Origin of the sequence: Borreliella bissettiae DN127, from assembly GCF_000222305.1 — a bacterium.
Taxonomy (GTDB): domain Bacteria; phylum Spirochaetota; class Spirochaetia; order Borreliales; family Borreliaceae; genus Borreliella; species Borreliella carolinensis.
On sequence record NC_015921.1, the window covers coordinates 810,871 to 833,609 of the forward strand.

General features: G+C 28.0%; 24 protein-coding genes and 1 tRNA gene. 18 read left to right on the forward strand and 7 right to left on the reverse strand.

The features are described from left to right. Positions 1-14 precede the first annotated feature (14 nt). The 5 genes from BBIDN127_RS03860 to BBIDN127_RS03880 all read right to left on the reverse strand — a co-directional run bounded on the left by BBIDN127_RS03860 (position 15) and on the right by BBIDN127_RS03880 (position 3,820). Positions 15-359: a rod-binding protein gene (locus tag BBIDN127_RS03860; protein ID WP_014023979.1), complete on the reverse strand. Its 345-nt coding sequence runs from the start codon at positions 357-359 to the stop codon at positions 15-17. Further along, positions 349-1,347, reverse strand: a complete 999-nt coding sequence (locus BBIDN127_RS03865; protein WP_014023980.1) for a flagellar basal body P-ring protein FlgI — start codon at positions 1,345-1,347, stop codon at positions 349-351. Before BBIDN127_RS03865 ends, BBIDN127_RS03860 begins: the two co-directional genes overlap by 11 nt. A gap of 180 nt (positions 1,348-1,527) precedes the next feature. Next, a complete protein-coding gene (locus tag BBIDN127_RS03870) occupies positions 1,528-1,962 on the reverse strand; it encodes a hypothetical protein (RefSeq protein WP_014023981.1) in 435 nt (144 codons plus the stop codon). Positions 1,963-2,161: 199 nt separating this feature from the next. Then, positions 2,162-2,959, reverse strand: a complete 798-nt coding sequence (gene flgG, locus BBIDN127_RS03875; protein ID WP_014023982.1) for a flagellar basal-body rod protein FlgG — start codon at positions 2,957-2,959, stop codon at positions 2,162-2,164. Positions 2,960-2,971: 12 nt separating this feature from the next. Further along, positions 2,972-3,820 (reverse strand): flagellar hook-basal body protein, encoded by an 849-nt coding sequence (locus BBIDN127_RS03880; protein ID WP_014023983.1) that lies wholly within the window; start codon positions 3,818-3,820, stop codon positions 2,972-2,974. Positions 3,821-4,066: 246 nt separating this feature from the next. On the opposite strand from BBIDN127_RS03880, the gene BBIDN127_RS03885 reads away from it, so the two are divergent. The 17 genes from BBIDN127_RS03885 to BBIDN127_RS03965 all read left to right on the forward strand — a co-directional run bounded on the left by BBIDN127_RS03885 (position 4,067) and on the right by BBIDN127_RS03965 (position 16,994). Continuing rightward, on the forward strand, positions 4,067-4,627 hold the full coding sequence (locus BBIDN127_RS03885) for a DUF2147 domain-containing protein (protein WP_014023984.1): 561 nt from the start codon (positions 4,067-4,069) through the stop codon (positions 4,625-4,627). A 63-nt stretch (positions 4,628-4,690) separates the two neighbouring features. Next, the gene (locus BBIDN127_RS03890) at positions 4,691-5,221 is read left to right on the forward strand and encodes an adenine phosphoribosyltransferase (RefSeq protein ID WP_014023985.1); all 531 of its coding nucleotides are present in this window, start codon (positions 4,691-4,693) and stop codon (positions 5,219-5,221) included. Positions 5,222-5,277: 56 nt separating this feature from the next. Next, positions 5,278-5,589, forward strand: coding sequence for a 50S ribosomal protein L21 (rplU, locus tag BBIDN127_RS03895; RefSeq protein WP_014023986.1), 312 nt, complete (start codon positions 5,278-5,280; stop codon positions 5,587-5,589). Between the two features lie 5 nt (positions 5,590-5,594). Continuing rightward, positions 5,595-5,915, forward strand: a complete 321-nt coding sequence (locus BBIDN127_RS03900) for a ribosomal-processing cysteine protease Prp (protein WP_014023987.1) — start codon at positions 5,595-5,597, stop codon at positions 5,913-5,915. Further along, positions 5,915-6,160, forward strand: coding sequence for a 50S ribosomal protein L27 (gene rpmA, locus BBIDN127_RS03905; protein WP_002656482.1), 246 nt, complete (start codon positions 5,915-5,917; stop codon positions 6,158-6,160). The genes BBIDN127_RS03900 and rpmA overlap by 1 nt, the downstream gene beginning before the upstream one ends. A 58-nt stretch (positions 6,161-6,218) precedes the next feature. Continuing rightward, positions 6,219-7,205, forward strand: a complete 987-nt coding sequence (gene obgE, locus BBIDN127_RS03910) for a GTPase ObgE (RefSeq protein WP_014023988.1) — start codon at positions 6,219-6,221, stop codon at positions 7,203-7,205. 78 nt (positions 7,206-7,283) lie between these two features. After that, entirely contained in the window at positions 7,284-7,865 is a 582-nt protein-coding gene (gene nadD, locus BBIDN127_RS03915) for a nicotinate (nicotinamide) nucleotide adenylyltransferase (protein ID WP_014023989.1), read from the forward strand. Beyond that, entirely contained in the window at positions 7,862-9,046 is a 1,185-nt protein-coding gene (locus BBIDN127_RS03920) for an LCP family protein (protein WP_014023990.1), read from the forward strand. Before nadD ends, BBIDN127_RS03920 begins: the two co-directional genes overlap by 4 nt. Next, a complete protein-coding gene (gene rsfS / locus BBIDN127_RS03925) occupies positions 9,021-9,371 on the forward strand; it encodes a ribosome silencing factor (protein ID WP_044054981.1) in 351 nt (116 codons plus the stop codon). The genes BBIDN127_RS03920 and rsfS overlap by 26 nt, the downstream gene beginning before the upstream one ends. Positions 9,372-9,484: 113 nt before the next feature. Continuing rightward, entirely contained in the window at positions 9,485-9,778 is a 294-nt protein-coding gene (gene spoVG, locus BBIDN127_RS03930) for a DNA-binding protein SpoVG (RefSeq protein ID WP_002557374.1), read from the forward strand. A 64-nt stretch (positions 9,779-9,842) separates the two neighbouring features. Beyond that, positions 9,843-9,914 (forward strand) — tRNA-Gln (locus BBIDN127_RS03935). A gap of 23 nt (positions 9,915-9,937) precedes the next feature. Further along, on the forward strand, positions 9,938-10,486 hold the full coding sequence (locus tag BBIDN127_RS03940) for a 50S ribosomal protein L25/general stress protein Ctc (protein WP_014023993.1): 549 nt from the start codon (positions 9,938-9,940) through the stop codon (positions 10,484-10,486). Positions 10,487-10,490: 4 nt separating this feature from the next. After that, positions 10,491-11,057: an aminoacyl-tRNA hydrolase gene (gene pth / locus BBIDN127_RS03945; protein ID WP_014023994.1), complete on the forward strand. Its 567-nt coding sequence runs from the start codon at positions 10,491-10,493 to the stop codon at positions 11,055-11,057. Beyond that, positions 11,057-12,379 carry a tRNA lysidine(34) synthetase TilS gene (gene tilS / locus BBIDN127_RS03950; protein ID WP_014023995.1) on the forward strand — a complete coding sequence of 441 codons (1,323 nt, stop codon included), beginning with the start codon at positions 11,057-11,059 and terminating at the stop codon, positions 12,377-12,379. The genes pth and tilS overlap by 1 nt, the downstream gene beginning before the upstream one ends. Further along, positions 12,376-14,292: an ATP-dependent zinc metalloprotease FtsH gene (gene ftsH, locus BBIDN127_RS03955; RefSeq protein ID WP_014023996.1), complete on the forward strand. Its 1,917-nt coding sequence runs from the start codon at positions 12,376-12,378 to the stop codon at positions 14,290-14,292. The genes tilS and ftsH overlap by 4 nt, the downstream gene beginning before the upstream one ends. A 10-nt stretch (positions 14,293-14,302) precedes the next feature. Next, complete coding sequence (locus tag BBIDN127_RS03960; RefSeq protein ID WP_014023997.1) at positions 14,303-15,784, forward strand: hypothetical protein; 1,482 nt, start codon at positions 14,303-14,305, stop codon at positions 15,782-15,784. A 106-nt stretch (positions 15,785-15,890) separates the two neighbouring features. Then, a complete protein-coding gene (locus tag BBIDN127_RS03965) occupies positions 15,891-16,994 on the forward strand; it encodes a thymidine kinase (protein ID WP_044054983.1) in 1,104 nt (367 codons plus the stop codon). On the opposite strand, the gene BBIDN127_RS03970 is transcribed toward BBIDN127_RS03965, so the two are convergent. Next, positions 16,991-17,620, reverse strand: a complete 630-nt coding sequence (locus BBIDN127_RS03970) for a hypothetical protein (protein WP_094248966.1) — start codon at positions 17,618-17,620, stop codon at positions 16,991-16,993. The two genes, BBIDN127_RS03965 and BBIDN127_RS03970, sit on opposite strands and share 4 nt — an antisense overlap. Positions 17,621-17,633: 13 nt before the next feature. Next, positions 17,634-18,242 (reverse strand): dTMP kinase, encoded by a 609-nt coding sequence (gene tmk, locus BBIDN127_RS03975; protein WP_014024000.1) that lies wholly within the window; start codon positions 18,240-18,242, stop codon positions 17,634-17,636. Between the two features lie 88 nt (positions 18,243-18,330). On the opposite strand from tmk, the gene BBIDN127_RS03980 reads away from it, so the two are divergent. Continuing rightward, positions 18,331-22,737, forward strand: a complete 4,407-nt coding sequence (locus BBIDN127_RS03980; RefSeq protein WP_014024001.1) for a translocation/assembly module TamB domain-containing protein — start codon at positions 18,331-18,333, stop codon at positions 22,735-22,737. Positions 22,738-22,739 lie beyond the last annotated feature (2 nt).

The window sequence follows — 22,739 nt, forward strand, 5'->3', positions numbered from 1 at the left end:
ATTTTTCGAATTATTTACTTTTTTTGTAATTGATTGTAAATTAAATCGGCAAGTCCAAAGCTTTGAGCTTGTGCTATTTGTTTTGCTCTTTGTTCGCAAAGCATGTCTTCAAAAATTTCTTCTACTTGGCCTCCGTTTAACAAATTTTGATCTTTGTTAAGAGTTTTTTTCATGCTTTCAAGCATTTGTTTGATAAACATAGCTTCAAATTCTAAAGAAGCTTTTCGAAGTTCTTCGTTTTTTTGAAAGGATTTTTTTATTTCTACAGGATTTTTTAAATTATTTATTTGATTTTTAAATTTTAGATTTTGTGAATTAATTAGATTTTGTGAATTAATTTTAGTAATTTTAGTTTCCATCAACTTCCTCCAAAATAAGTTCTCCATTTAATTTATTGATTTTTTTTGCAGCTTGAATTATTTGAATTAATTCTTTATTGCTAAGATTGTCGGAATTTTTTAATATAAATTCATTTAATTTCATTGAGTTTACTTGAATTGCTGTTTTGTTATTTTTACTTAAAATGTTTTGATCGTCTTTTTCAATAGAAAATGTAAACGTTCCTATTTGTGCATTTTCACTTGCTAGAATAATGCCATTTTTTTTGTCTATTAATATTTTAGGGCTGGTTTCTATTATAATATTTTCAATCTCTTCTAATAGGCTTATATTTTTTGCTTCTATTTCTATTGTGCTATCTGATTTAATTTTGTTGTTGATTTTTTTAGAGGTTAATATTTTATGAATTTTATTTATTAATGTATAGTTTCCTTTTTTAAGAATTATATTATAACCGTAGTTGATATTTTGATTTTCATTTATTATTGTACTATCTAGAGTATATCCAGATCCTTTTAATTTATTATTGGACTGTATAATTCCTGATGCAATTGCTATTATTTCTCCCTCTTTATTTTTAAGGTTTGTTTTTAAAAGTATTCCATTTGTTAAATCTTTTGAGTCTAATATTGATGCAACGCAAGCTTTATGTTTTGAGCCTTTGATTGTATTGCCTTTTACTTGGAGGCTGACATTTACTACTGCAATATTTTTGCTTTCTATGTTATTAGAGCCTATTGCATTTATTGCATTGTTTTCTTCTAAAATTTTAATTATAAGGTCTTTTTGTTTTGTGGAGTCTCCTTTTCCAGCAAGACCGGCTACTATTCCAATACCCGTTAAAAAATTTGTATTTGTGGGATAAATATTCGCAATTTCTTTTAATTTGACGCTTTCAGACAGGCTATTGTTAAATAATTGATCTGTTTTTAGTCCTGTTGAATCTGTTTTTGTTTGGGCTAGCAGACTTGTTGCAAATGCAGTTAACATCAACATTAGTTTGTTCATTCTTTACTCTATTTATTTTATTTCTTTAATATCTATTATTTTATATCAATTATTGTAATTAATGAAATTTTTTTAGTCAAATTACTAATTAATCCTTGATTTGTTAAATATTATCTGTTTATCTGTATTAAGACAGATAAAAATTAATAATTTTTATATTGAGAAAGATAAAATAAGGAATTATTCTTTTTGTACTTTGTTTAATCTTATCTCTTCATTTTTGATTATGTTGCGTATAACTTTATATTTACTATTGTTTAATTCATTTAAACTTAAAACATCATTTATTCGTGTTGTGTTAATTTTGTATTTAAAGTATATATTGTGCTCATTAAGGATTTCATTTTTTTTTAGATTTTCTTTTGCAAATATAATTGGCTCGATTATATCAATGTACATATTAATGTAATTGTGTCTTTTATAGCTTTCAAAGTTTTTTGCATAATAAACCAGAGTTTTTTGAATTGGAATATTTTTGTATGAATTGTTGTTTTTTATTTTAAATTTTATTTTTTTGAAAAATTTATCTTCTATGTTTATTTCAGATTCATCAAAGTTGAATTGAAGTATATAGATATTTTCATTTGATAAATTTTTTGTGATGTAATAAATCATTTCAAAAATTATTGATTTTTTTGTTAAATGTGGTGGGACATATATTTTTGATAAGCTTTGATTGTTGCATATTTTTGAGTACTTCTTTGAAAAGAAATATGCCTTACTAGGAGTAATGTTGAAGCACAAATCATGAGCGGCGCTTACAATTGAGCTTGTTGTGAAAAATAAAATAAAAATAAATAATCTTTTTTTTATTTTATTGCCTTTTTAAGTTATTTGCAATTCCTAGCATATTGTCTGAAGTTTGAATGGCCTTTGAGTTTATTTCATAAGCCCTTTGAGCTACGATCATTGTTACCATTTCTTCGGCAATAGATACATTTGACATTTCAAGTATGCCTTGTCTTAGCCTTCCCATGCCCTCACTTCCCGGTATTCCTGCTATTTCTTGACCTGATCCGGCTGTTTCTTTAAACAAATTGCTTCCAATAGCGCTTAGTCCTGCCGGATTAACAAATCTTGATATTTCAATTTGTCCAAGCTCTATTGGGTCGTTGTTATTATCAATTTTTACTGACACTATTCCTTGCTCAGATATTGTAATTGAGCTTTGGATATATTCTTCTGGAAAAAATATATTGGGCAATACCTTGTATCCTTGGCTTGTTACAAGCTCCCTATTAGAATCGATTTTAAATGATCCATCTCTAGTATATGCATAAGTTCCATCGGGCAGAAGAATTTTGTAAAAACCATCTCCTTCAATAGCAACGTCAGTGAGTAAATTGGTGGCTTGCATTTTTCCTTGTTCAAATATTCTCTGAGTAGCAGCAATTTTTGTTCCGTGTCCAACTTGATTCCCGAGTGGTCTTAAAGTATTTTCAGTTGCGGGAGTTCCTGCTCTGTATTGGGTTTGATAAATCAAATCTTCAAATTCTGCTCTTATCTTTTTAAAGCCTGTAGTATTCACATTTGAAAGGTTGTTGGCAATTGTGTCTACATTGTATTGTTGGGCAGTCATTCCGCTTGCTGCTGTCCATAATGCTCGCATCATAAAATATGCTCCTTAATATTTTCCAATTTCATTTATTAATTTCCCTAAGAGGCTGTCTTCAGTTTGTATTGTTTTTTGATTGGCTTCATAAGCTCTGTTGATTTCAATCATTAAAACCATTTCGTTAACAGCATTAACATTGGAAGCCTCAAGTGTTTCTGTTTCTATTTTGGGTCTTAATGATACATCAATCTCTTGTGCCTTGCCAGAGGTTTTTGTGTCGATCCATAAAGAATTTCCCTGTTTTTTGAGAAACCTGGGATTTTCAAAATTTACAATTCTAATAGTATCAAGCAGCTCATAATTTTCCCAAGAATTTTCATGTTCACTAACAAGTCTTTTGGGGTTTGATTCAAAGTTTGAATTGTGAAAGATTTGCCCCTGAGGTGTTATTTTAAAATTATTTTTTTTAAGATATATATATCCTTTTTCTCCTAGAACGGGGAATCCGCTTTTTGTAACAAGGATTCCTTCTTTTCCAATAGTAAAAGAACCGTTTCTTGTATATCTTTCTCCATCTGAAGTTTGTATTACGAAAAATCCTTGATCGGTGAGTGCTAAATCCAATGGATTGCTAGTAGTTTTTAATGGACCTTGTTCAAATACTGTGTATATTTCATTTTCTTCAACCCCTGTTCCTAGTTTGCCTACAACCGGAGCTGTTTCAAGATGTCCTTTGGGAAATTTATAAAGGCCATCATCATTTAGTCTTCTTATTAACATTTCTGGAAATGCTTTTTGAATAGACAAATCTTTTTTGTATCCAATAAGATCTATGTTTGCCAAATTATTTGATACTGTGTCAAGCTTGCGCCTTTCTGCCATCATTCCACTGGCAGCTGTATAAATTCCTCTTACCACGGTTAAATCCTTAAAGACAATTAGCTTTATTAATATTAGCATTAATTGTCCCATATAACAATTAATTAACTTATTGTGTTTTCACTTAATTTTTTATTTTTTTGTTCAGGTTTTTATCTTAATAATTAAAATTATAAAGATAAGTTGTATAATTTGTTTTGTGGCTAATTTTTAAATTAGCCACTTTAAATGAGTAATTTAAAAAAAGAGCTATAATTTAGGATTATTTAGTTTTAAGGAGGATTAATGAATAGACTTTTTTCAAAGTTTTTTCTTTTTTTTTGTTTTTCAATGCTTTTGTTTGCAAATTCAGAAGATTTAAATGAAAAAAAAATTGTTAATAAGGATGAAAATCCTGATTTTGAAAATGAAGTTTTAGGATATTGGGTTGGTTATAATGATGTGAGCAACATAAAAAATTCTATTATTTATATTTATAAATATAATGGAGAAATTTATGGCCGAATTTTAACCGTAATAAAAGATGGCAAAGAGTATGATACTAAAAATCCCTCAGGAGACACTGTGGTTGGATTTGAAAATCTTGCAATAGAGGGTCTTGATTTTATGTGGGGTCTTAAGTATTCTTCTTCTTCTAAAAGGTGGGATGGAGGTAAAATAATAGATCCTAAAAATGGTAAAATTTATAATTCTGAGATGAGTGTTGATAGTAAGACCGGAAATCTTATTACCAAGGGAAAAGTTTGGATTTTTGGCAGAAGCAAAATTTGGACAAGAGCTAAAGATGATGAAATACCAAAAGTAGTTTTACATAATCTTGTTCCGGCGCCTCCTGTAAAAAGATAAATTTGGCTTTTGGTTTTGCTATTTTGAAAAAATACATAAACATATAGATGGGATAAGTAGGTTATGAAAAATAAGGCAGAGTATTATGATCAGTTTATTTCAAAAATACCCGATTTTCCTAAAAAGGGTGTTCTTTTTTATGATATTACTAGTGTTTTGCTAAAACCTGAAGTTTATAGTTCATTAATAAATGATGTATATTCTTTTTATAATTTAAAAAAGATCGATTGCATTGCTGTTGTTGAGTCTAGGGGGTATTTAATAGGTGCTCCTTTGTCTTTAAAAATGCAACTTCCTCTTGTTTTAATTCGAAAAGAGGGCAAATTACCCAGAGAGGTTTTTAGCGAAAAGTATGAGCTTGAATATGGTTTTGGGAGAATAGAGGTACACAAAGACGATGTTAGGACGTATTCCAATATTCTTTTAATAGATGATATATTAGCTACCGGCGGAACTTTAAAGTCGTCTGCAATTTTGTTAGAGAGAGCCGGAGGTAGAGTTAAAGATATTTTTTGTTTTATTGAGCTTTGTGGTATTAATGGTAGACAAAGTCTTGAAAGTTATGAAGTCAATTCCCTTGTAAGGTATAATTAGTTTAATGCTTGACTTTTCTTTTTTATTAAATTTACAATGTTTAGTTGAGGTAATGTATGTATGCACTGGTAGAAATAAATGGTAAGCAATATAAGGCTATTGAGGGTGAATTTTTAAAAATAGATAAAATTTCTCCTATTGAAAAAGATAAACTGGAATTTAATAGTGTTTTGCTTGTTAATAAAGACGGAGAGGTTAAAATAGGAAAGCCTTATGTTGTAAATTCTCTTATTAGATGTACCTATAAAGAAGATAAAAAAGATAAAAAGGTTGTTTCTTACAGATACAGAAGAAGAAAATCAAGTGAGAGAAAGGTTGGCCACAGACAAACTTATTCTTATATTTTGGTTGATGAAATAGTTTTTTAAGTTTATTGATTAATATTTTAGTAAAAGTAAAAGACGATGTAATCATTTATCTTTTGGCCAATGGTCATGCTATAGGCAAAAATAATGTTAACGTTGTCTGTGCTTCTTTTTCTTTTATTTTGAGAACTTTTTTTAGTGTTCTTGATCTTGAAGGTGAGTCTTTTGTTGTGAAGAATTCAAAAAGGGGTTATTTAGAATTTAAGCCCTTTTTTAAGGATTTGAGCAAAGAAAGTCTTTTTTATTATAGCAGGTTTTTAATTAGGGGTATAAATGATTTGTCATATGAGTATCCTGATGATATTAAATTAGTTTTGGAGGAAAATTAATGGCAACAAGTAAAAGTGGTGGTAGTTCAAAAAATGGACGAGATTCTATATCTAAGCGACTTGGGGTTAAAAGAAGCGGTGGGCAGTTTGTTAAGGCTGGAGAAATAATTGTTAGACAAAGAGGTACAAAATTTCATAAAGGCAAAAACGTTGGTCTTGGAAGAGATTATACAATATTTGCGCTTTCGTCTGGTAAGGTAGAGTTTAAAACCTTGAAGGGACGAAAATATGTAAGTATTGTTTAGTTTTATTTAATTGAAAAGATTGGAGATTTTTAGTTTCTATTGAAAAATTGGAGAAAGTTTGTATAACTTTAAGGACTCTGTAAATATAACGGTAGTTTCGGGCAATGGGGGTTCTGGATGTGTTTCTTTTTTAAGAGAAAAGTTTAATGCAAAAGGCGGTCCAGATGGCGGAAACGGCGGGAGTGGTGGGAGTGTAGTTTTTAAGGTAAGAGAAAATCTTAGCACTTTATCTTTTTATAAAAATGGTCATGTGCTTTGTGCCGAAAATGGTAAGCCCGGAATGGGTTTTAAGAGAAGTGGTGCTAATGGTAAAGACTTAATTCTTTTTGTTCCCCCAAATACAGAGGTTTATAATGAAAATGATGGAACTCTTTTGTGTAGGCTTAAAAAATTAAATGACGAATTTGTTGTTTTAAAAGGTGGTAGAGGCGGTCTTGGCAATTGGAATTTTAAAACTTCAGTTAGAAGGGCGCCAAGGTTTGCTCAACCTGGAGAATCAGGCAGTAGTTTAAGTGTGCGCCTTGAGCTTTTTTTGGTGGCGGATATTGGGCTTGTTGGTCTACCTAATGCTGGCAAATCTTCTCTTCTTAATAGAATAACTTCAGCAAAATCTAAAGTTGCAAATTATCCCTTTACAACAAAGATTCCCCATCTTGGTGTGCTGAGGCGCTTTCATGATGATTTGATTATTGCAGATATTCCTGGAATAATTAAAGGCGCTAGCTTTGGAGTAGGCCTTGGAACTAAATTTTTAAAGCATATTGCTAAAACTAAAATTTTAGCCTTGGTTATTGATGTTTCTGAGACAGATTTTTTGGAATCATACAGCATTCTTTTAAATGAAATAAAATCTTATAACTATGAGCTTTTTAATAAAAAAAAAATTATTATTGCCAATAAACTTGATTTGGACGGTTCTGAGAAAAATTTTGATTGCTTGATAAAAGCTTTAGGAAAAGAAAAGGTTATTGGCATCTCTATTTATGAGAATAGAGGAATTGATGAGCTTATTAAAGAATTTTTTATTTTGGCTAAAATTTTTTAATAAAGTTGATTTATATTGTGGGCTTTTTACTTTTAAGACTTGGCTTTTGGATATAAGATTTGATTTAGGGAAGAAATTATGAGAATTGCAATATTGGGGGGCACCTATAATCCAGTTCATATTGGACATATTTTTTTGGCTAAAGAAATAGAGTATTTATTAAATATTGATAGGGTAATATTTATTCCTACTTGCAATCCAGCTCATAAATTGATTGGAGAGGATGTTAGTGTTAATAATAGAATAGATATGCTCAGGCTTGCATTAGAAAATGAAGATAAAATGTTTATAGATGATTGTGACATAATAAATGGTGGCATAACTTATACTGTTGATACTATTTATTGTGTTAAAAAAAAATACAAAAACGACAAAATTTTTTTAGTTATTGGTGATGATCTTTTTCAAAATTTTGACTCATGGAAAGACCCCCAAAGTATTGTAAGTTCTGTTGATCTTGTTGTTGCTCACAGAATTTACAAAGAGAAACTTAAAAGTTCTTTTAAGCATATTTATATAGATAATAAAATAATACCAATTTCCTCATCAGAGATTAGAAATAGAATTGCAAATGGATTTCCTGTCAGCTATTTATTGCCTTTTGGTGTGTTAAAATACATTAAAGATAATAATTTATATTTTAAAAAGGTAAATATTTGAGAAAGGATTTATTTTTTTTATTTTTAATTGTTCTGATAATAGCAAGTGTAGTAATTTTTTTTATTAGAAGTTCTAAAAAAGAGTTGGTTTACTTCGAGCTTAATACAAAGAGCAATATTAGTTTTTTGTTTCTAATAGAAGATTTTAACAAGAATCTTGTAAGCATGCAAGAAATTTTTATTAATATGAAAACAGGAAATATTGGGTTTTTAGATATCCCAATTCATACTGGATATGAAGATTTAAAAGGGAATATCTCTTGGTTTAAAGATCTTTATAAAAAAAATTCTTTTAATAAGTTTTTATCTAAGATTTATACACAACTATCTCATGAATCAGATTATTATATTCGTTTTCAAAAAGAAAATTTTGTTAAACTTATTGATTACTTAGGGGGAGTTAGGCTTCTTGTTAAAAACCCAGTAAAAGTTTATAACTTTGAGGATTCTATTTTAATACCCTCTGGCACTTCTAGTTTTGATGGTGATAAGGCTTATGATTATTTAAGATATTTTAATGATGTTAATCAGTTTGAAGAGAGGGTTGAATTTTTTAAAGAGTTTTTTAAAAGACTTCTTTTTCAAATTTCAGATTTTGGCATTGAAAATGACAATTTTTTTAAAATATATTCCATGTTAGATACTAACCTTTCAGAGGTTGTTTTTAAATATATTGTTAAAAATTATAAAATAAATAATGATAAAATTATTTCTATTAATATTAAAGGACAAGAAGAGGTTTTCAAGGATAATGATAATAATTTGATAAAGGTGGTTTTTCCTTATTATGGGGGCGCTATTTTAAAAGAATCGGTAGATAAATTAAACAAAGAGCTTGTTAATGAGGGCGCAGAAGAGATAGTAAAGATTGTTGTTTTAAATGGAACAAAAGTTGTTGGACTTGCAAAAAAAACAGCAAATATTTTTAATTCTTTAAAATTTAAAGTTTTAAAATTTGGCAATGCAGATAAAAATTCTTATAAAAATACCTTGATTATAAATAATTCGGATAATTTAGAAATGGCTGTTAGGGTTGGAGAGGCAATTAAAACTTCAAATATTAAGCCAATTTCTGAGGTTCAAACTAAAAGATTGTTAGAACTTGATAATCTTGATATTAATCCTGATGTAATAGTTATTTTAGGAGATGATTTTGATGGGAGATATGTTAAAAGTAAATGATATTAATGATTTATGTAAAATAATAAGTGATTTTAATGGAATTGATGTTATAGGTATTAATGTTAGCGATATTTGTAATTGGACTGATTTTTTTATAATAGCTACTTTTGTATCATTTAAGCAAATGGAAGCTTTATATATTGATAAGATAATTGAATTTTTTAAAGAAAAAAAAATTAATCTTAATGTTCAAGGAAAAGGGTTGGTTTATGACTGGACTATTGTTTCGGGTGCAAATTTGGTAATTCATTTAATGAGCGAAAAGTCCAGAGAATACTATGAGCTTGAAAAAATATGGTCCAAAGGAATTATTATTTATCCTTAATTACTGTTTAATTAAAATTAATTAAAAAAACTAAAAATATCATAAAAATATGTTTACAAAAAATAGAAAATATTTTAGATTTAAGTTATGTACTTTTTGCGGGAGGCTTATAAGTGGATATTACAGACATAAGGATTAAGAAAGTTGATAGTAAAAATTCTGGTTCTAAATTATTAGCATATGTTGCAGTTACTTTTGATAACTGTTTGGTTCTTCACAATATTAGAGTTATTAAAGGGCAAAAAGGAGTATTTATTGCTATGCCCAACAGAAGAACTAGAGTCGGTGAATATAAAGACATTGTACACCCTATTAGTCAGGATTTTAGAAAAGCTTTGCAAACTTCTATCTTTAAGGAATATATAAGAGAAAATCCAGCCGATCTTGAGCTTGAATTAGATTTTTAGATAATTGTTGACAAAGCTCGTTGTATCTTGTATGCTTGTCAATTGTAAGTATTAATAAGATATTTGGGACGTCGACAAGTGGTAAGTCAACTGGTTTTGGTCCAGTCATTCGAGGGTTCGAATCCTTCCGTCCCAGTATTTTACATTAGGAGTTTTTTGGTGGAAAATAGCAGGATTTTAAGTTGCCAATATAGATCAAGCTTTGGGTCTTCTAATGCTCGCAGAATAAGAGCTAAGTGTGAAATACCGGCCGTTGTTTACGGGCAAGGCAATGATGTTTCACACTTGAGAATTAAGAGTAGTGAATTTAATAAGAAATTTGCAAAGTTTACGGATAATACTGTCTTAATATTAGATGATGGCAAGCTTGAAAGATGCGTTTTTGTTAAAGATGTTGCAGAAAACATTGCCAGCAAGCTTATTTATCATATTGATTTTTACGAAGTAGATAAGAATGTTGAGCTTGAAAAATACGTTCCTATTAAGCTTATTGGAGCTTCTGTTGGGGTTAAAGAGGGTGGAATTTTGACTGTTTTAAAAGAGCAAGTTAAGGTAAGGTCTTTGCCCTTGGATTTGCCAGAATTCATCGAGCTTGATTTAACTCCTGTTAATAAAGGGGATAGCGTTCTTCTTAAAGATCTTTTGTTGCCTTCTAATGTTAGGCTTGCAGAGAATGACGAAAATTTGGAAGTTGTTATTATAAAGTGATTTTATGGGTTTATTGATACTTGGATTAGGAAACCCTGGATTAGAATTTTCTTTAACTAGGCATAATGTTGGTTTTTCTCTGTTGGATAAAATTATTTCTAAAAACGGCCTTTTTTTAAAGAGAAAAAAGAAATATGAATATTCAGAATTAAAAATGATTTCTAGAAGAGTAATTTTGGTGAAGCCATTGACCTATATGAATCTAAGTGGATCTTTATTTCCTTTAATATTTTCAGATTTTTATATGTGTATAAAAAATTTATTGGTTGTTCTTGATAATGTTGATCTTCCTTTGGGGAAATGCCGACTTAAAGACCGAGGTGGTGTGTCTACTCATAATGGCCTTAAGTCAATTTCAAGTGTTCTTGGAAGCTCTAACTACAGCAGACTTTATATTGGGGTTGGAAGCAATGTTATGCGTGATATAAAGAGTTTTGTTCTTTCTAGATTCTGCAAGGATGAAATAGATAGGCTTGAAAAATTGTATGATTTTTTAAGTGATGAGCTGATTGATATTAGCGAGGCAAATTTTAAAAATAAGGTTCAAAAAATCAATTCTAGTAATTTTTAATGCATTTTTTAGACGATAATATACAAATTAAAATAGATAAATTTTATAAAAAAAATTCTTTAAATAAAAATCGAGTTATTGTTGCTTTTTCTGGTGGGGCTGATTCTACAACTTTATTATTAAATTTGAAATATTACTTGAGCAATAATGTTATTGCATTTTATTTTGCGCATTTTATTAGATCTGATAATGAACAAAATCAAGAGATAGAGCATGTAAGGGAGTTTTGCGATCTTTACAATATTGCTTTGCAAATTAAAAAATGCGATATAGATATAAAAAGTGAATCGGCTAGGTTGGGAGTATCTATTGAAGAGCTTGCAAGGAAATACAGATACAATGCTTTAGAAAATGCTCTTAAAGAAAATGGCGCAAATTATATTGCACTTGCTCATAACGAGAACGATCAAATTGAAACAATAATTATGAGATTTTTTCAAGGATCTTTTTTGGATGGTCTTTCGGGTATTCCTTGTGTCAATAGAAACATTATAAGGCCCTTGCTTGAGGTTTCAAGGTTAGAAATTGAAAATTTTTTATCTTTGAATAATATTAAGGTTTTTGTTGATAGTACAAATGCTCAAAATTTATATCTAAGAAATAGGGTTAGAAATAATTTACTACCCGCTATAAAAAATGTTTTTAAAGGATATGAAAAATGTCTTAAAAGAATATCTGAATTTTCAAAGGAATTTGCAGATTATTTTGAAAAAGATGAATTTTTTCCTGTTGAGAAAGGCAAATATTATTATTCTTTTGATTTGAAAACTTTTTTGGATTTTCCTAAATATTTGGTGTTTAGATTGATTTTTAAAATTTTAAATTCAGAAGGAATTGTAGCTAAAATTTCCTATAAGGCTCTTAATGAGGTGTTTAAAGTAGAGATTGGTAGAAAAAAAAATAATGTTTTGTTAAAAACCAATGATTTTTTTTTAGAAAAAAGGCATAATAAAATTAATTTAATTTTTAAAAGGGATGAAAAGTTTTACAAACCTTTTGATTTTATTTTGGAAGTTGGCAAATGGTATAGTTTATCTTTAGGTAAGATTTTGCTAAAATATTTAGAGTGTAATGTAGCTACTGTATCAAGGTTAAAATGTTGTTCTTATGAGTTTAGGTATAAATTTTTTAAGGATAGATTTAAAGCAAAAAAATTTTTTTCTAAGTTTATAAGGTGTAATCCAGGTTATTTAATGTTGTTAGCATTGGATAACAGGTTAATTGGAATTGTTGATTTAAATACTTTAAACTTAGTATGGAGTGAAAAAAGCATTCTTAAAAAAATTAGTATATCTTTGATTGGAGGGCTTTTAAAGGAATGAATGGCAATAATAATATGAATAATAATGGAAAATCTAATAATAAAAAGAAGAATAAAAATTGGATTTTAGGACTTGTTGTTGTTTTTCTAATTTCAGCGATATTTATGTCATATTTTATAAGGGGAGGGGAAAGCTATAAAAATGTTCCTTATAGTACTTTTCAGAGTTATTTAGACAATGGCTTAGTTGAGTCTGTAGTGATAATTGATAAAAATTTGATTCAATTTGTTGTCAAGGGCTCTAACTTTGCAAAGTCTTATTTTTCTACCAGTATTCCCTATCTTGATATAAATTTACTTTCAGAACTAAAAAGTAAAAAAGTAGAGCTTAGCTCAGGGAAAAGTCAAGCTTCTCTGATTGGAGTTTTATTACAAACTTTGCCATGGATTTTATTTTTTATTTTCTTTTTCTTTATATTTCGTCAAACTCAAGGTGGCGGTGGAAAAGTTTTTACATTTGGGAAAAGTACCGCACAAAAGTATGAAGCTGGAAAGAATAAAATCACCTTTAAAGATGTGGCTGGTCAAGAAGAGGTTAAACAAGAGCTTCATGAAGTTGTTGAATTTCTTAAAAATCCAAAAAAATTTGAAAAAATAGGTGCAAAAATCCCCAAAGGAGTGCTTTTAGTTGGTTCTCCGGGTACTGGCAAGACTTTGCTTGCCAAAGCCGTTGCCGGTGAGGCTGGGGTTAGTTTTTTCCACATGTCAGGTTCTGATTTTGTTGAAATGTTTGTTGGGGTTGGAGCAAGTCGTGTTAGAGATTTATTTGATAATGCTAGGAAAAATTCTCCATGTATTATTTTTATTGATGAGCTTGATGCTGTTGGTAGAAGTCGTGGTGCGGGGCTTGGCGGTGGGCATGATGAAAGAGAGCAAACTCTTAATCAGCTGTTGGTTGAAATGGATGGGTTTGGAACGCATACCAATGTAATTGTTATGGCTGCTACAAATCGTCCAGATGTTCTTGACTCTGCTTTGCTTAGGCCTGGACGATTTGACAGGCAAGTAACAGTTTCTTTGCCTGATGTTAAGGAAAGAGAGGCAATATTAAATATTCATTCTTCAAAAACAAAGCTTTCAAAAGATATTAATTTACAAGTAATAGCAAGGGCTACCCCTGGGGCTAGTGGTGCAGATCTTGCAAATTTAATTAATGAAGGGGCCTTAATAGCCGCAAGGAATAATCAAGATGAAATTTTAATGAAGGATATGGAAGAGGCCAGAGATAAAATATTGATGGGGGTTGCAAAAAAATCCATGACTATTACTGATAGGCAAAAGCTTGAGACTGCTTATCATGAGGCAGGCCATGCTTTGCTTCACTATTATCTTGAACATGCTGATCCACTTCATAAGGTTACCATTATTCCAAGGGGCAGAGCGCTTGGTGTTGCATTTTCTCTTCCAAGGGAAGATAAGCTTTCAATAAACAAGCACCAAATTCTTGATAAAATAAAGATATGTTATGGTGGTTATGCTAGTGAGCAAATAAATTTGGGCGTTACAACAGCAGGTGTTCAAAATGATTTAATGCAAGCTACTAGCTTGGCTAAAAAAATGGTTACTGAGTGGGGAATGGGTGAAGAAGTTGGCCCAATATTTTTAGTAGACGATGAAGCACCCATTTTCCTTCCAAAGGAGTTTTCAAAGGCTAAAGCTTATTCTGAAAACACTGCCGATAAAGTTGACAGAGAGGTAAAAAGAATACTTGAAGGATGTTTAAAAGAGGCATCAGATATCCTTGTAGAACACAAGGATCAACTTGTTAAGCTTGCAAAAGAACTTGTTTTAAAAGAAACTTTGACAGACAAAGAAGTAAGAGAGCTTTTGGGTTTTGAGCCTAATAAAGATGAATATTTATTTTCAGCAGAATCTACTATAAAAGAAGTAAAGGAGGAAGATACAAAAGGTTAGGCAAGTGTTTATGTTTTATTTAAAGGTGATGTTCATTCTTTTTATTTCTATAAACCTATATGCAATTTCAGCCAAAGAAGATGAAGATATTTCAAATATTCTTTTCAATGAGTCTAAAAATTTTTCCAATTTACAAAAAGGAAATGATTTAATTTATGGATCTCTTGATTTCAATTTACTATCCTCAGATTCTCTTTATGAGCTTTCATTAAAAGAAAATGTTTCCTTAGCGGATAAAATTTATTTATTAAAAGAAGCAATTAATGTTAATAACTTTAAGGTATCAACTCTTAAAGAAGTATACACTTATTATTTTGCATTGCTTTTAAGACAAAATGAAAATAAGAGTATGTATGAAGAAATTATTGCTTTGTATGGAAACTTAAATGAAGAATTACAAATAGATAAAGATTTGATTTGCATGAGACTTGAAGCTTCTGGAAGACTTGAAAGTTTTGGAGATGATTTTAAAAAAATTTTATTTAAAGCTTTTTCTTTGTATGGCAATGATTTTTTATTTTTTAAATGGTTTTTAAAAGAAGATAGGTTTTTTTTTAGTATTTTTAATACTATTAGATCAAAAGAAGATTTTTTCTTTACACCCGAAAACATTAATTATATATTTAGAAATTCAAATTTTAATTATGACAATTCTGTTTCTTTGTTTTCTTTTCTTAAGGACAAAATTAAAGAATATAATGGAATTCACGGTATTTATTTTTTAAAATACAAACTTTTAGATCCCGCTGAAGCTTATAGGGTTTTTAAAAAATTTCCTCCTGAGACAATAAATGAATATAAAATGTTTTATGATCTTTTAGAGGATCCCGACATGAAGAGTAAATTTTTAGAAGATTATAAAAGTTTATCAGGAATTTATTGTATTGATAGTAAAAATAATGTTGCCATACTCAAAGATGGAGTTTTAGTGGGTATTTTTTCGGGAATAGTAGATTTTGACAACAAATTTAGTTTAAATAGCAAATATTTTAATAAAATTTATTTTAAAGACAAGTCTCCAGTTTATTATGAGAATAGTTTGCTTGGTTATAAAATAAATTATTCTGTTTACCCTTACGTTGATATGATTGAGGTTCAATATCCTGATAAAAGGGATGTTTATACCTTTGCTTTACATACTTTTAAGTGCAATCTTTTTAATAATTTGGGTTGCAATTTAAATAGTCTTGGAATTAGGGAGTTGTTCTTGCTTGATATTAAAGATTTTTTTATTCCAAATGCTTTAAATGTATTTTTTGAAAAAACCTCTGCTTTAGATATTAGATCAAGCTTAATAAGTAAAAAAAAATATTTTGGATCTAATTTAGTAGAAATTAAAAATTATGTGGTTGGAAGTTTGGTTTCAATTTATAGAAAAGTTAATGGTTCTAAAAAATTCAATTATATTGAGATTTATGAGAAAAATAAACTAAAAATAAAGAAAGCTTTATTGGATGATGATAGTTTTGAAAGTTTTTATTCTTTTGAATAAAAATTTTAATGGAATTCTAAGTTATTAATTTTTCGACTTTTAATGTTAATGCTTTTTGTTGTTCTTTATTTGTATAATTGAATTTTAATTTACTTTAGGGGGATTTTTGGGCTTTTGTTTAGATTTTGCTAATAAAGAAGATACTAAATTAAATAACATCGTCTATATCAGTCATTTTGATTTTAAAATTAAGGTAAACTTAATTCTTGTAGTTGGACCTATGGGAAGTGGAAAAACAGAATATGCTGCAAAAATTTATAAAGATTCGCTTGTTGTAAGAAAAAAATCTCTCAAGGTATTGGGCAATATTATTAAAGGAAATAGAAGCAGGGTTAATGTATTTTTTATTAGAAATTTTCTCGATAAGAGAAGGTTTCAAGATTATCCAGAAAACGTAATACCATATAGAGGTGGCGGAAAAGATAAAATTGATGAGATTGGTTTTGCTAAAAACTCTTTTGATATTGAAAATTTAATAGCTTCTAACCCCAATTGTGGCACTTTTATTATTGATGAGGCATGTTTTTATGATGAACGTTTAATTTTTGTTTTAAATAAAATTTCATTAAATGAGAATATTTTATTTATATTGCCTACACTGCTTTATAATTTTAGAAAAGAATCTTTTAATGATACTGCTAAGCTTTTGGTAGAATATTCAGATAAGCTTTATAAGCTTGGAGCTTATTGTGGGCACATTGATTGCATGGAAGAATCTTTTTTTTCGTATAGGTATTATTTTTACAACAATAAAGAAATTCCAGCTCCTTATTTTGATCCTTTGCTTATTGTTGGTGGCGATGAAGAGATTGAATCTGCTATTTATCCAAATTACTCTACAAGATGTTCAATGCATCATTATCTTGTAGGCAAGGAATATTTTTTTTCTTTTTTAAAGCCATTTGCTTTGCTGTATTCAGAAGGGGATAAAAAATTTCTTGAAAATGAGGTTGTAGCGTTAAGCACTGATGTTGAAAATTCAAATTTTGTAAATTCTTTAGCTAGTGAAAAAGCGTGTGTATTTAGATCTGAAATTTTAAGAAATATTTTAGAACTGCCCTTTTTGGCAGAAAGAGCGTTAATAACTCTTTTCTCAGAATATAGCATCTTGAGTAAAGATAATTTTAAAGATCTTGTTTTTAAGTTTTCTTTAAATAAGGATTATATAAATAAAATTTTTTATTCCAAAGACGGCAAAGGATTTTTTTAATAATAGTTTGGTCTTTGTTCAAAAAATGCTTTAGTTTCGTCAATTCTTAGTAGTTCTTTTTTAAGAATGTCATAGTAATTAAGCTTTTTAAGAGAAATTTTATGATATTCATCTTCCCAGTTTGTTATTCCATCATTTTCCAGCTTAACAGACTTGTAATTTTCAAGTTTTTTGTGGTATTTTAGTGCTTCATTGTAGTAATTAATAGCCATTTGATACAATTTTTTTGATTTTTCTAGATTGAGAATAATTCCATTTTTTTCTGGAGTTTTGAAAAAATATAAATTTCTTGTATCGAATAGATCTCCTAAATATAAATTTTGCTTAACTAAAAGCAAGTTTATATGCATTTTGAAAAGAAGTTTATATTTTTCCCACTGTTTTTTAGTTTCTATTTTAGTTAATGAGTATTTTGGATTTCCAAATGGGTATTTTAAGGCTTTTTGAAGAAAAAATATATTTTTTTTGTAGTTTTCAGGCTTCTTTTTCATTTGAGAGTTAAAGATTACATACCATTGTTCTGCATAATAAAATTTGGACGATGCATTTACCCTTACAACTGCAATTAAGAGAAATAAAATTAAATTTATTTGGAAGGTGGCGTTTTTAAAGATATAATTAATCATATGATTAATTATATTAGAATTTTATTAGATTAAAAATTTTTTTTGCGTTTTCTTCTAAATTATCTTTTATTGAATTATCAATGTAAATCACATTAATTTTTTTTTCCAGTTTTTTAAATGTTTTCAAGTATTTTAGAGTAATTTGTTCAAAAGTTTTGTATTTTTCAAGCTCAAAAAGATCACTTTGTGTTCTATTTTTTTGTATTCTTTCATAAGCTATATTTGGATCTGTTTCAATAAAGAATACTTTTTCAGGCAATGGAAAATTTTTATTTAATTCATATCCTAATTTTCCTTGATAGGCAATTGATGAGAATAAATAGCGATCAGTTATTATTTTTACGGGTTTTGTGTTTAAAATTTCTATTATTCCACCTTTTTTATATAAATGGTCGTGTCGATCTGCAGCATAAAGATATGCAAATGTTGATTCTTTTAAAGGATTTTCAAAATTCATTAATTGTTCTCTTATCATTTCTCCAATTATTCCGCTTGATGGTTCTTTTGTAAAATAATACCTTGATTCATCGTTGCAAAGAGTTTTTAGTTTATTGGTGATACTTGTTTTTCCGCTTCCATCAATTCCTTCTATGCAATAAAAGTTTTTCAATATTTTAATCACAAATATTTTTTCTTCCTTTCTTTTGTTGTCAATAATAATTAGGTTATCGATAATTATTATATAATAATAATTATCGATATATGAGTTTATGAATTTGTTGTTTTTGAGAAATAAGACATTTTTATTCTTGATTTTACCATTTTTTATTTTTGTTTTAATAATTTTTTCAATTAATCTATTTGTTCAAGTTCAAATTTATTCTGCAAAGTTTTTTGCTATAAAATATCTTGAATCAAAATTTGGCTTTAGCATTAAATATGATAAAATTTCACCTTATTTCTTGTCGTCAATCAAGATAGACGGTTTAGAGTTAAGCTTGGATGGAAAAGATAAAATATTAATAGATATTGTTAGGGTAGATTTAAATTTGTTTAAATTAATTTTAGGCGATGAAAATATTATTTTAAATGTTTATGTTAAAGGGAGTAATTTTAATTTTGATATAAACGACTTTAGTTTATCTAGTGGTTTAAATCCTAGCAATGTTTATCCTGACAATGGCAATGTAATTTTAAATAAAATTTTAAACTATCTTTATAGATTAAATATTAATTTAGAAAATATCAATATTAATATTAAGCTTAATAATAGTAGTTGGTTGAATTTTAAAGTTAAAAATTTTTCCTTAAGTACCGTAGATGAAGATTTTTTATTTAGCTCTGTAGTTGATTTTAGTGCTGTTAAAAATTTAGAAATTAATTTGCCATCCGAAAAAGTTGATGATGGTATTTTAAATTCAACTTTCTATTTTGAGGGGAAATTCAAAAAAGGCTTTAAGGATGGTTATATTAATTTTAGTTTTTTTGAGCTTAAAACAAGTTATTTTTCTTTACTTGAGCAAGGGTTCCAAATAAATTATTCAAAAGGAAATTTAAAAATTTTTAATTTACGAAGAGAGAATTTTGATTTTAATTTAAGTTATGATAAGGCCAATGGTTTTGTTCAATTAGATGCTTTATTTTTCAATATTAATCTTTTAGATTGGATTAAGCTAAACAAAGGTTTTGAAGTTTATAAAGATTATTTTGACATAAGTTTAAATGGTCAATTGGCATTTTCTTATGATTTTAAGGATAAAGATTTAAGATATGCAGGAATAATAGATTCGTCTTTAAATGTAGACACTATAGGCAAAGAAATTCAAGGCTTACAGCTTGAAATCAAGGGGGATGATAGAATTGTAAGTGTTAAGAATGCTTTTTTAAAGCTTAAAAGGGGAGTTGTAAACTATAAAGGTTATTATTCTCTTAAAGATTTGCTTCCAATAGGGCGTCTTAACTTTAAGTCTGCAAAAATTTTAAACTTTAACGATCTAAATGGGTATTTGGATTTTAATAAAGATAAAGATATTTTTTTGGTTAAGTCTGATAATTTTAGTCTTGGAAATCTTAGTTTTCAAAATTTAAGTTTAAAAACTTCTTTTTTAAAGGATAAAATTTTTGTTGACTATTTGATTTATTTGGAAAATAAAGAATCTCAAATTTCTTTAAAAGGAGATCTTAATGATGAAGAATTTTCTTTTAATTTGGGCATTAAAGAATTTCCTTTGCTTTTTTTAAAAGAAGTTATTCCCAGCTCTCACTTAATAAATCTTTTTCCCAAGGCTTTATTTTCAGGTAAGTATTTAAATTTAATTTCTGATTTTAATTTAAATAAATTTGATTATCATAAAAATAAATTAAAAAAATTCAATTTAATGGTATTTTCAAAGTTAGACAATTTTAAATTTGTGTTTGATGCTAGTGGAGAAAAAAAATTTTACAAATCAAACAATTTCGATTTGCAGTATAATGATCACAATTTGCATTCCAGTCTGTTTGTTGAGCTACTTGAAAGTGGATTTAATATTAGTACGAATTTTTCTTATTTGAACAAAGTTTATCCTTTGCATTTTAATTTTAATCTTAAAGATAAGTTTATTGTTGCCGAATCTCCTCTTGGTATCAAATTAGATTTTAATTATTTTGATTCTAAAATAGTTTATGTCCTTAATGTTAATAATTTTAGAGTTTACAATAAAACTTCTGATCTTTTGATAAATATAAATTTTAATGGAAATTATTTAGGCTTTAATGAAGATTTGAAATTTAAAATAGATAAGTTTAATATAATAAAAGCTTCTAAAATACCTGCCTATAATTTCAGTTTTGGTTTTAAGGGTTTATATGAATATGATAGATTGTACATTTCTGATGTTAAACTTATAAACAAACTTTCAAATTTGCAAGGATATGGACAATTTAATTTAAAAGATAATTTTAATGGAAGTTTGAATCTATTTTCTAGCTTAAATTCAGAGAGATATTTTTTAGGAATTAATTCCGATGAATATGGAAGTTATTTTTTGCTTAAATTTCAAGACTTAGATTTTTACAATTTTAATTCTTTATCCCTTTTAGAGGGAAAGGTTAATGGTAATTTTTTGCTAAATTTTAAAAAGAATGATTTTAAAAATTATTCCTTGAGTGGATATCTTGAGGCAGATAAATTAACTTTATTGGGCGTTCCAGTTCAGTTTTCTATGAATTTAGGATTATTGGACAATAAGCTTAACATATATGATATAAAAGCCAAGCGCAATAAAAAAGAGTTTCTTACTGGAAGCCTAAGATACGATTTAAGCAGTTCTATAGGCGTATCTAATATAATTTTTAATAGCGACTTGTTTTCTTATAAGTTTAATGCAAATTTTAGAAACTTCCAAAGTGGAGATGAAGAGCAATTTGGAGTTTTGAAAACCAAAACAGAGGGTGAATTTTTCTTTAGAGATATTAAATATAAAAATGAATTTTTATCCAATCTTACGATTGAATTTAGTAATGATTTTGAAAAATTTAATATGACCTCAATTGATTATGATCTTATTAATGTTTTATACCATTATGGCAGCGGAGAATATAGCTTTATTTTAAAAGATTATTTGCCTCTTAGTTTTAATTCGTCAGGCAAAATAATTAAAAATAAAATTCTTGGAAGTGTAAGAGATATTAAATTTGATTCAAAAATAATCACCAAAGATTTTTTGGATTCACATTCTTTATTTAATGTTGACAATCAGTTTATTCTTTATGATCTTGTTTTAAATGGCAAATTTGATATTGATGGGGATTTGTATAATCCTAATATTAATGGAAGTTTAAATATTCAAAAAGGATCAATTAGCACTGAGTATTTAAGAGCTTCTAGAAAGTTCGGTGGTGATAGAGCTTTAGAAATATTTGATATGCCGGTTGAAATTCAGGATAATAAAATCATTTTTAGTAATGAGTTTAACCTAGATCGATATTCTAAGATTTTTGTTTCTACTAGTTTAAATTTAAATTTTTTAAGTGATACTATTATTGATTATTACAAAATAGATATTAATGTGACTGGTAGAACGGGAGTTCCTATTAAATTTGACAAAATTGCCGTAAGCTTTACAGGCTATGCTTTAGGCGATTTTTCAATCGAAGGAAATGCTGATGAAATTATGTTTAAAGGCATTTTAAATATTTCAAATGCTTGGGTTTATTCTCTTGAAAGTTCTGTTGTTGATTTATTAATAAATCCTTTCAAACGATCAAAAAGACCGCAAATAGTTGATATTAATCTTCTAGATTTTGATATTTTAACTGATCTTGAGATAAATTTTGATAGTGGTGTTACTTTTCATTGGCCAGATAGTAATATTTCTTTTTTACAAGCTACTATTTCAAGGGGGGATAAACTTATAATAAAATCTGATACAAAAACCGATGATTTTATTATTAAGGGTGATTTGAATATTGCAAGTGGTTTTGTTAATTATAATAATAAAAAATTTATCTTTAAAAGTGGCTCTTATATATCCTTTAATGAGAGCAGAGCTAAATTTGATCCATGGATAAAGGCGGAGGCTACAAATACTATTAAGGATAGAAATGATAAGCTGCTTGTTACAATAAGTATTGATAGTCCTTTAAGTTTATGGAAAATTGAGTTTATGTCTTATCCCTCTAAAAATGAGCAGGAGATTAAATATTTGCTTTCAGGCTCAACAATAGGGGCGACTGAGGGAGAGGGAGGATTGCGATCGGCAGGGACTAATGCTGCTGAAATGGCAATTGGAATAGTAAGTGATATTGCTCTTGATTTTTTAATTCAACCCATTGAAGATTATATGCGTTCTGTATTAAACTTAGACTTATTGAGTATAAAGACAGATATATTGAAGAATTCTATTAATAGTAATTTTTTCAAAATCGGGAATCCTACTTTTGTTGATGTTCTTGACAATACAAGTGTTAAAGTGGGTAAATATCTGGTTGAAGGTGTTTTTATTAGTGGGGGCTTTGGTTTTTTGAAAGAACAAATGACTCCTTTTTCAAAAGATTTAAATTTTGTTATCAATTTGGGTATTGAGTTTGATTCTCCATTTTTTTTGGTTAATTATGAGTTTGATTACAATTTTATGAAAAAAGGTTTAGATGGAATAGGAAATAATATAGGCATTTCTTGGAAATTTAAATATTAAAT

Coding starts and splice junctions, on each gene's coding strand:
- BBIDN127_RS03960 (WP_014023997.1), top strand. CDS start 14,303: ATGTTTTATTTAAAGGTGATGTTCATTCTTTTTATTTCTATAAACCTA.
- BBIDN127_RS03970 (WP_094248966.1), bottom strand. CDS start 17,620: ATGATTAATTATATCTTTAAAAACGCCACCTTCCAAATAAATTTAATT.
- tilS (WP_014023995.1), top strand. CDS start 11,057: ATGCATTTTTTAGACGATAATATACAAATTAAAATAGATAAATTTTAT.
- rsfS (WP_044054981.1), top strand. CDS start 9,021: ATGGGAGATATGTTAAAAGTAAATGATATTAATGATTTATGTAAAATA.
- nadD (WP_014023989.1), top strand. CDS start 7,284: ATGAGAATTGCAATATTGGGGGGCACCTATAATCCAGTTCATATTGGA.
- BBIDN127_RS03860 (WP_014023979.1), bottom strand. CDS start 359: ATGGAAACTAAAATTACTAAAATTAATTCACAAAATCTAATTAATTCA.
- BBIDN127_RS03890 (WP_014023985.1), top strand. CDS start 4,691: ATGAAAAATAAGGCAGAGTATTATGATCAGTTTATTTCAAAAATACCC.
- BBIDN127_RS03980 (WP_014024001.1), top strand. CDS start 18,331: ATGAATTTGTTGTTTTTGAGAAATAAGACATTTTTATTCTTGATTTTA.
- BBIDN127_RS03870 (WP_014023981.1), bottom strand. CDS start 1,962: ATGATTTATTACATCACAAAAAATTTATCAAATGAAAATATCTATATA.
- pth (WP_014023994.1), top strand. CDS start 10,491: ATGGGTTTATTGATACTTGGATTAGGAAACCCTGGATTAGAATTTTCT.
- BBIDN127_RS03865 (WP_014023980.1), bottom strand. CDS start 1,347: ATGAACAAACTAATGTTGATGTTAACTGCATTTGCAACAAGTCTGCTA.
- rplU (WP_014023986.1), top strand. CDS start 5,278: ATGTATGCACTGGTAGAAATAAATGGTAAGCAATATAAGGCTATTGAG.
- BBIDN127_RS03885 (WP_014023984.1), top strand. CDS start 4,067: ATGAATAGACTTTTTTCAAAGTTTTTTCTTTTTTTTTGTTTTTCAATG.
- ftsH (WP_014023996.1), top strand. CDS start 12,376: ATGAATGGCAATAATAATATGAATAATAATGGAAAATCTAATAATAAA.
- flgG (WP_014023982.1), bottom strand. CDS start 2,959: ATGATGCGAGCATTATGGACAGCAGCAAGCGGAATGACTGCCCAACAA.
- rpmA (WP_002656482.1), top strand. CDS start 5,915: ATGGCAACAAGTAAAAGTGGTGGTAGTTCAAAAAATGGACGAGATTCT.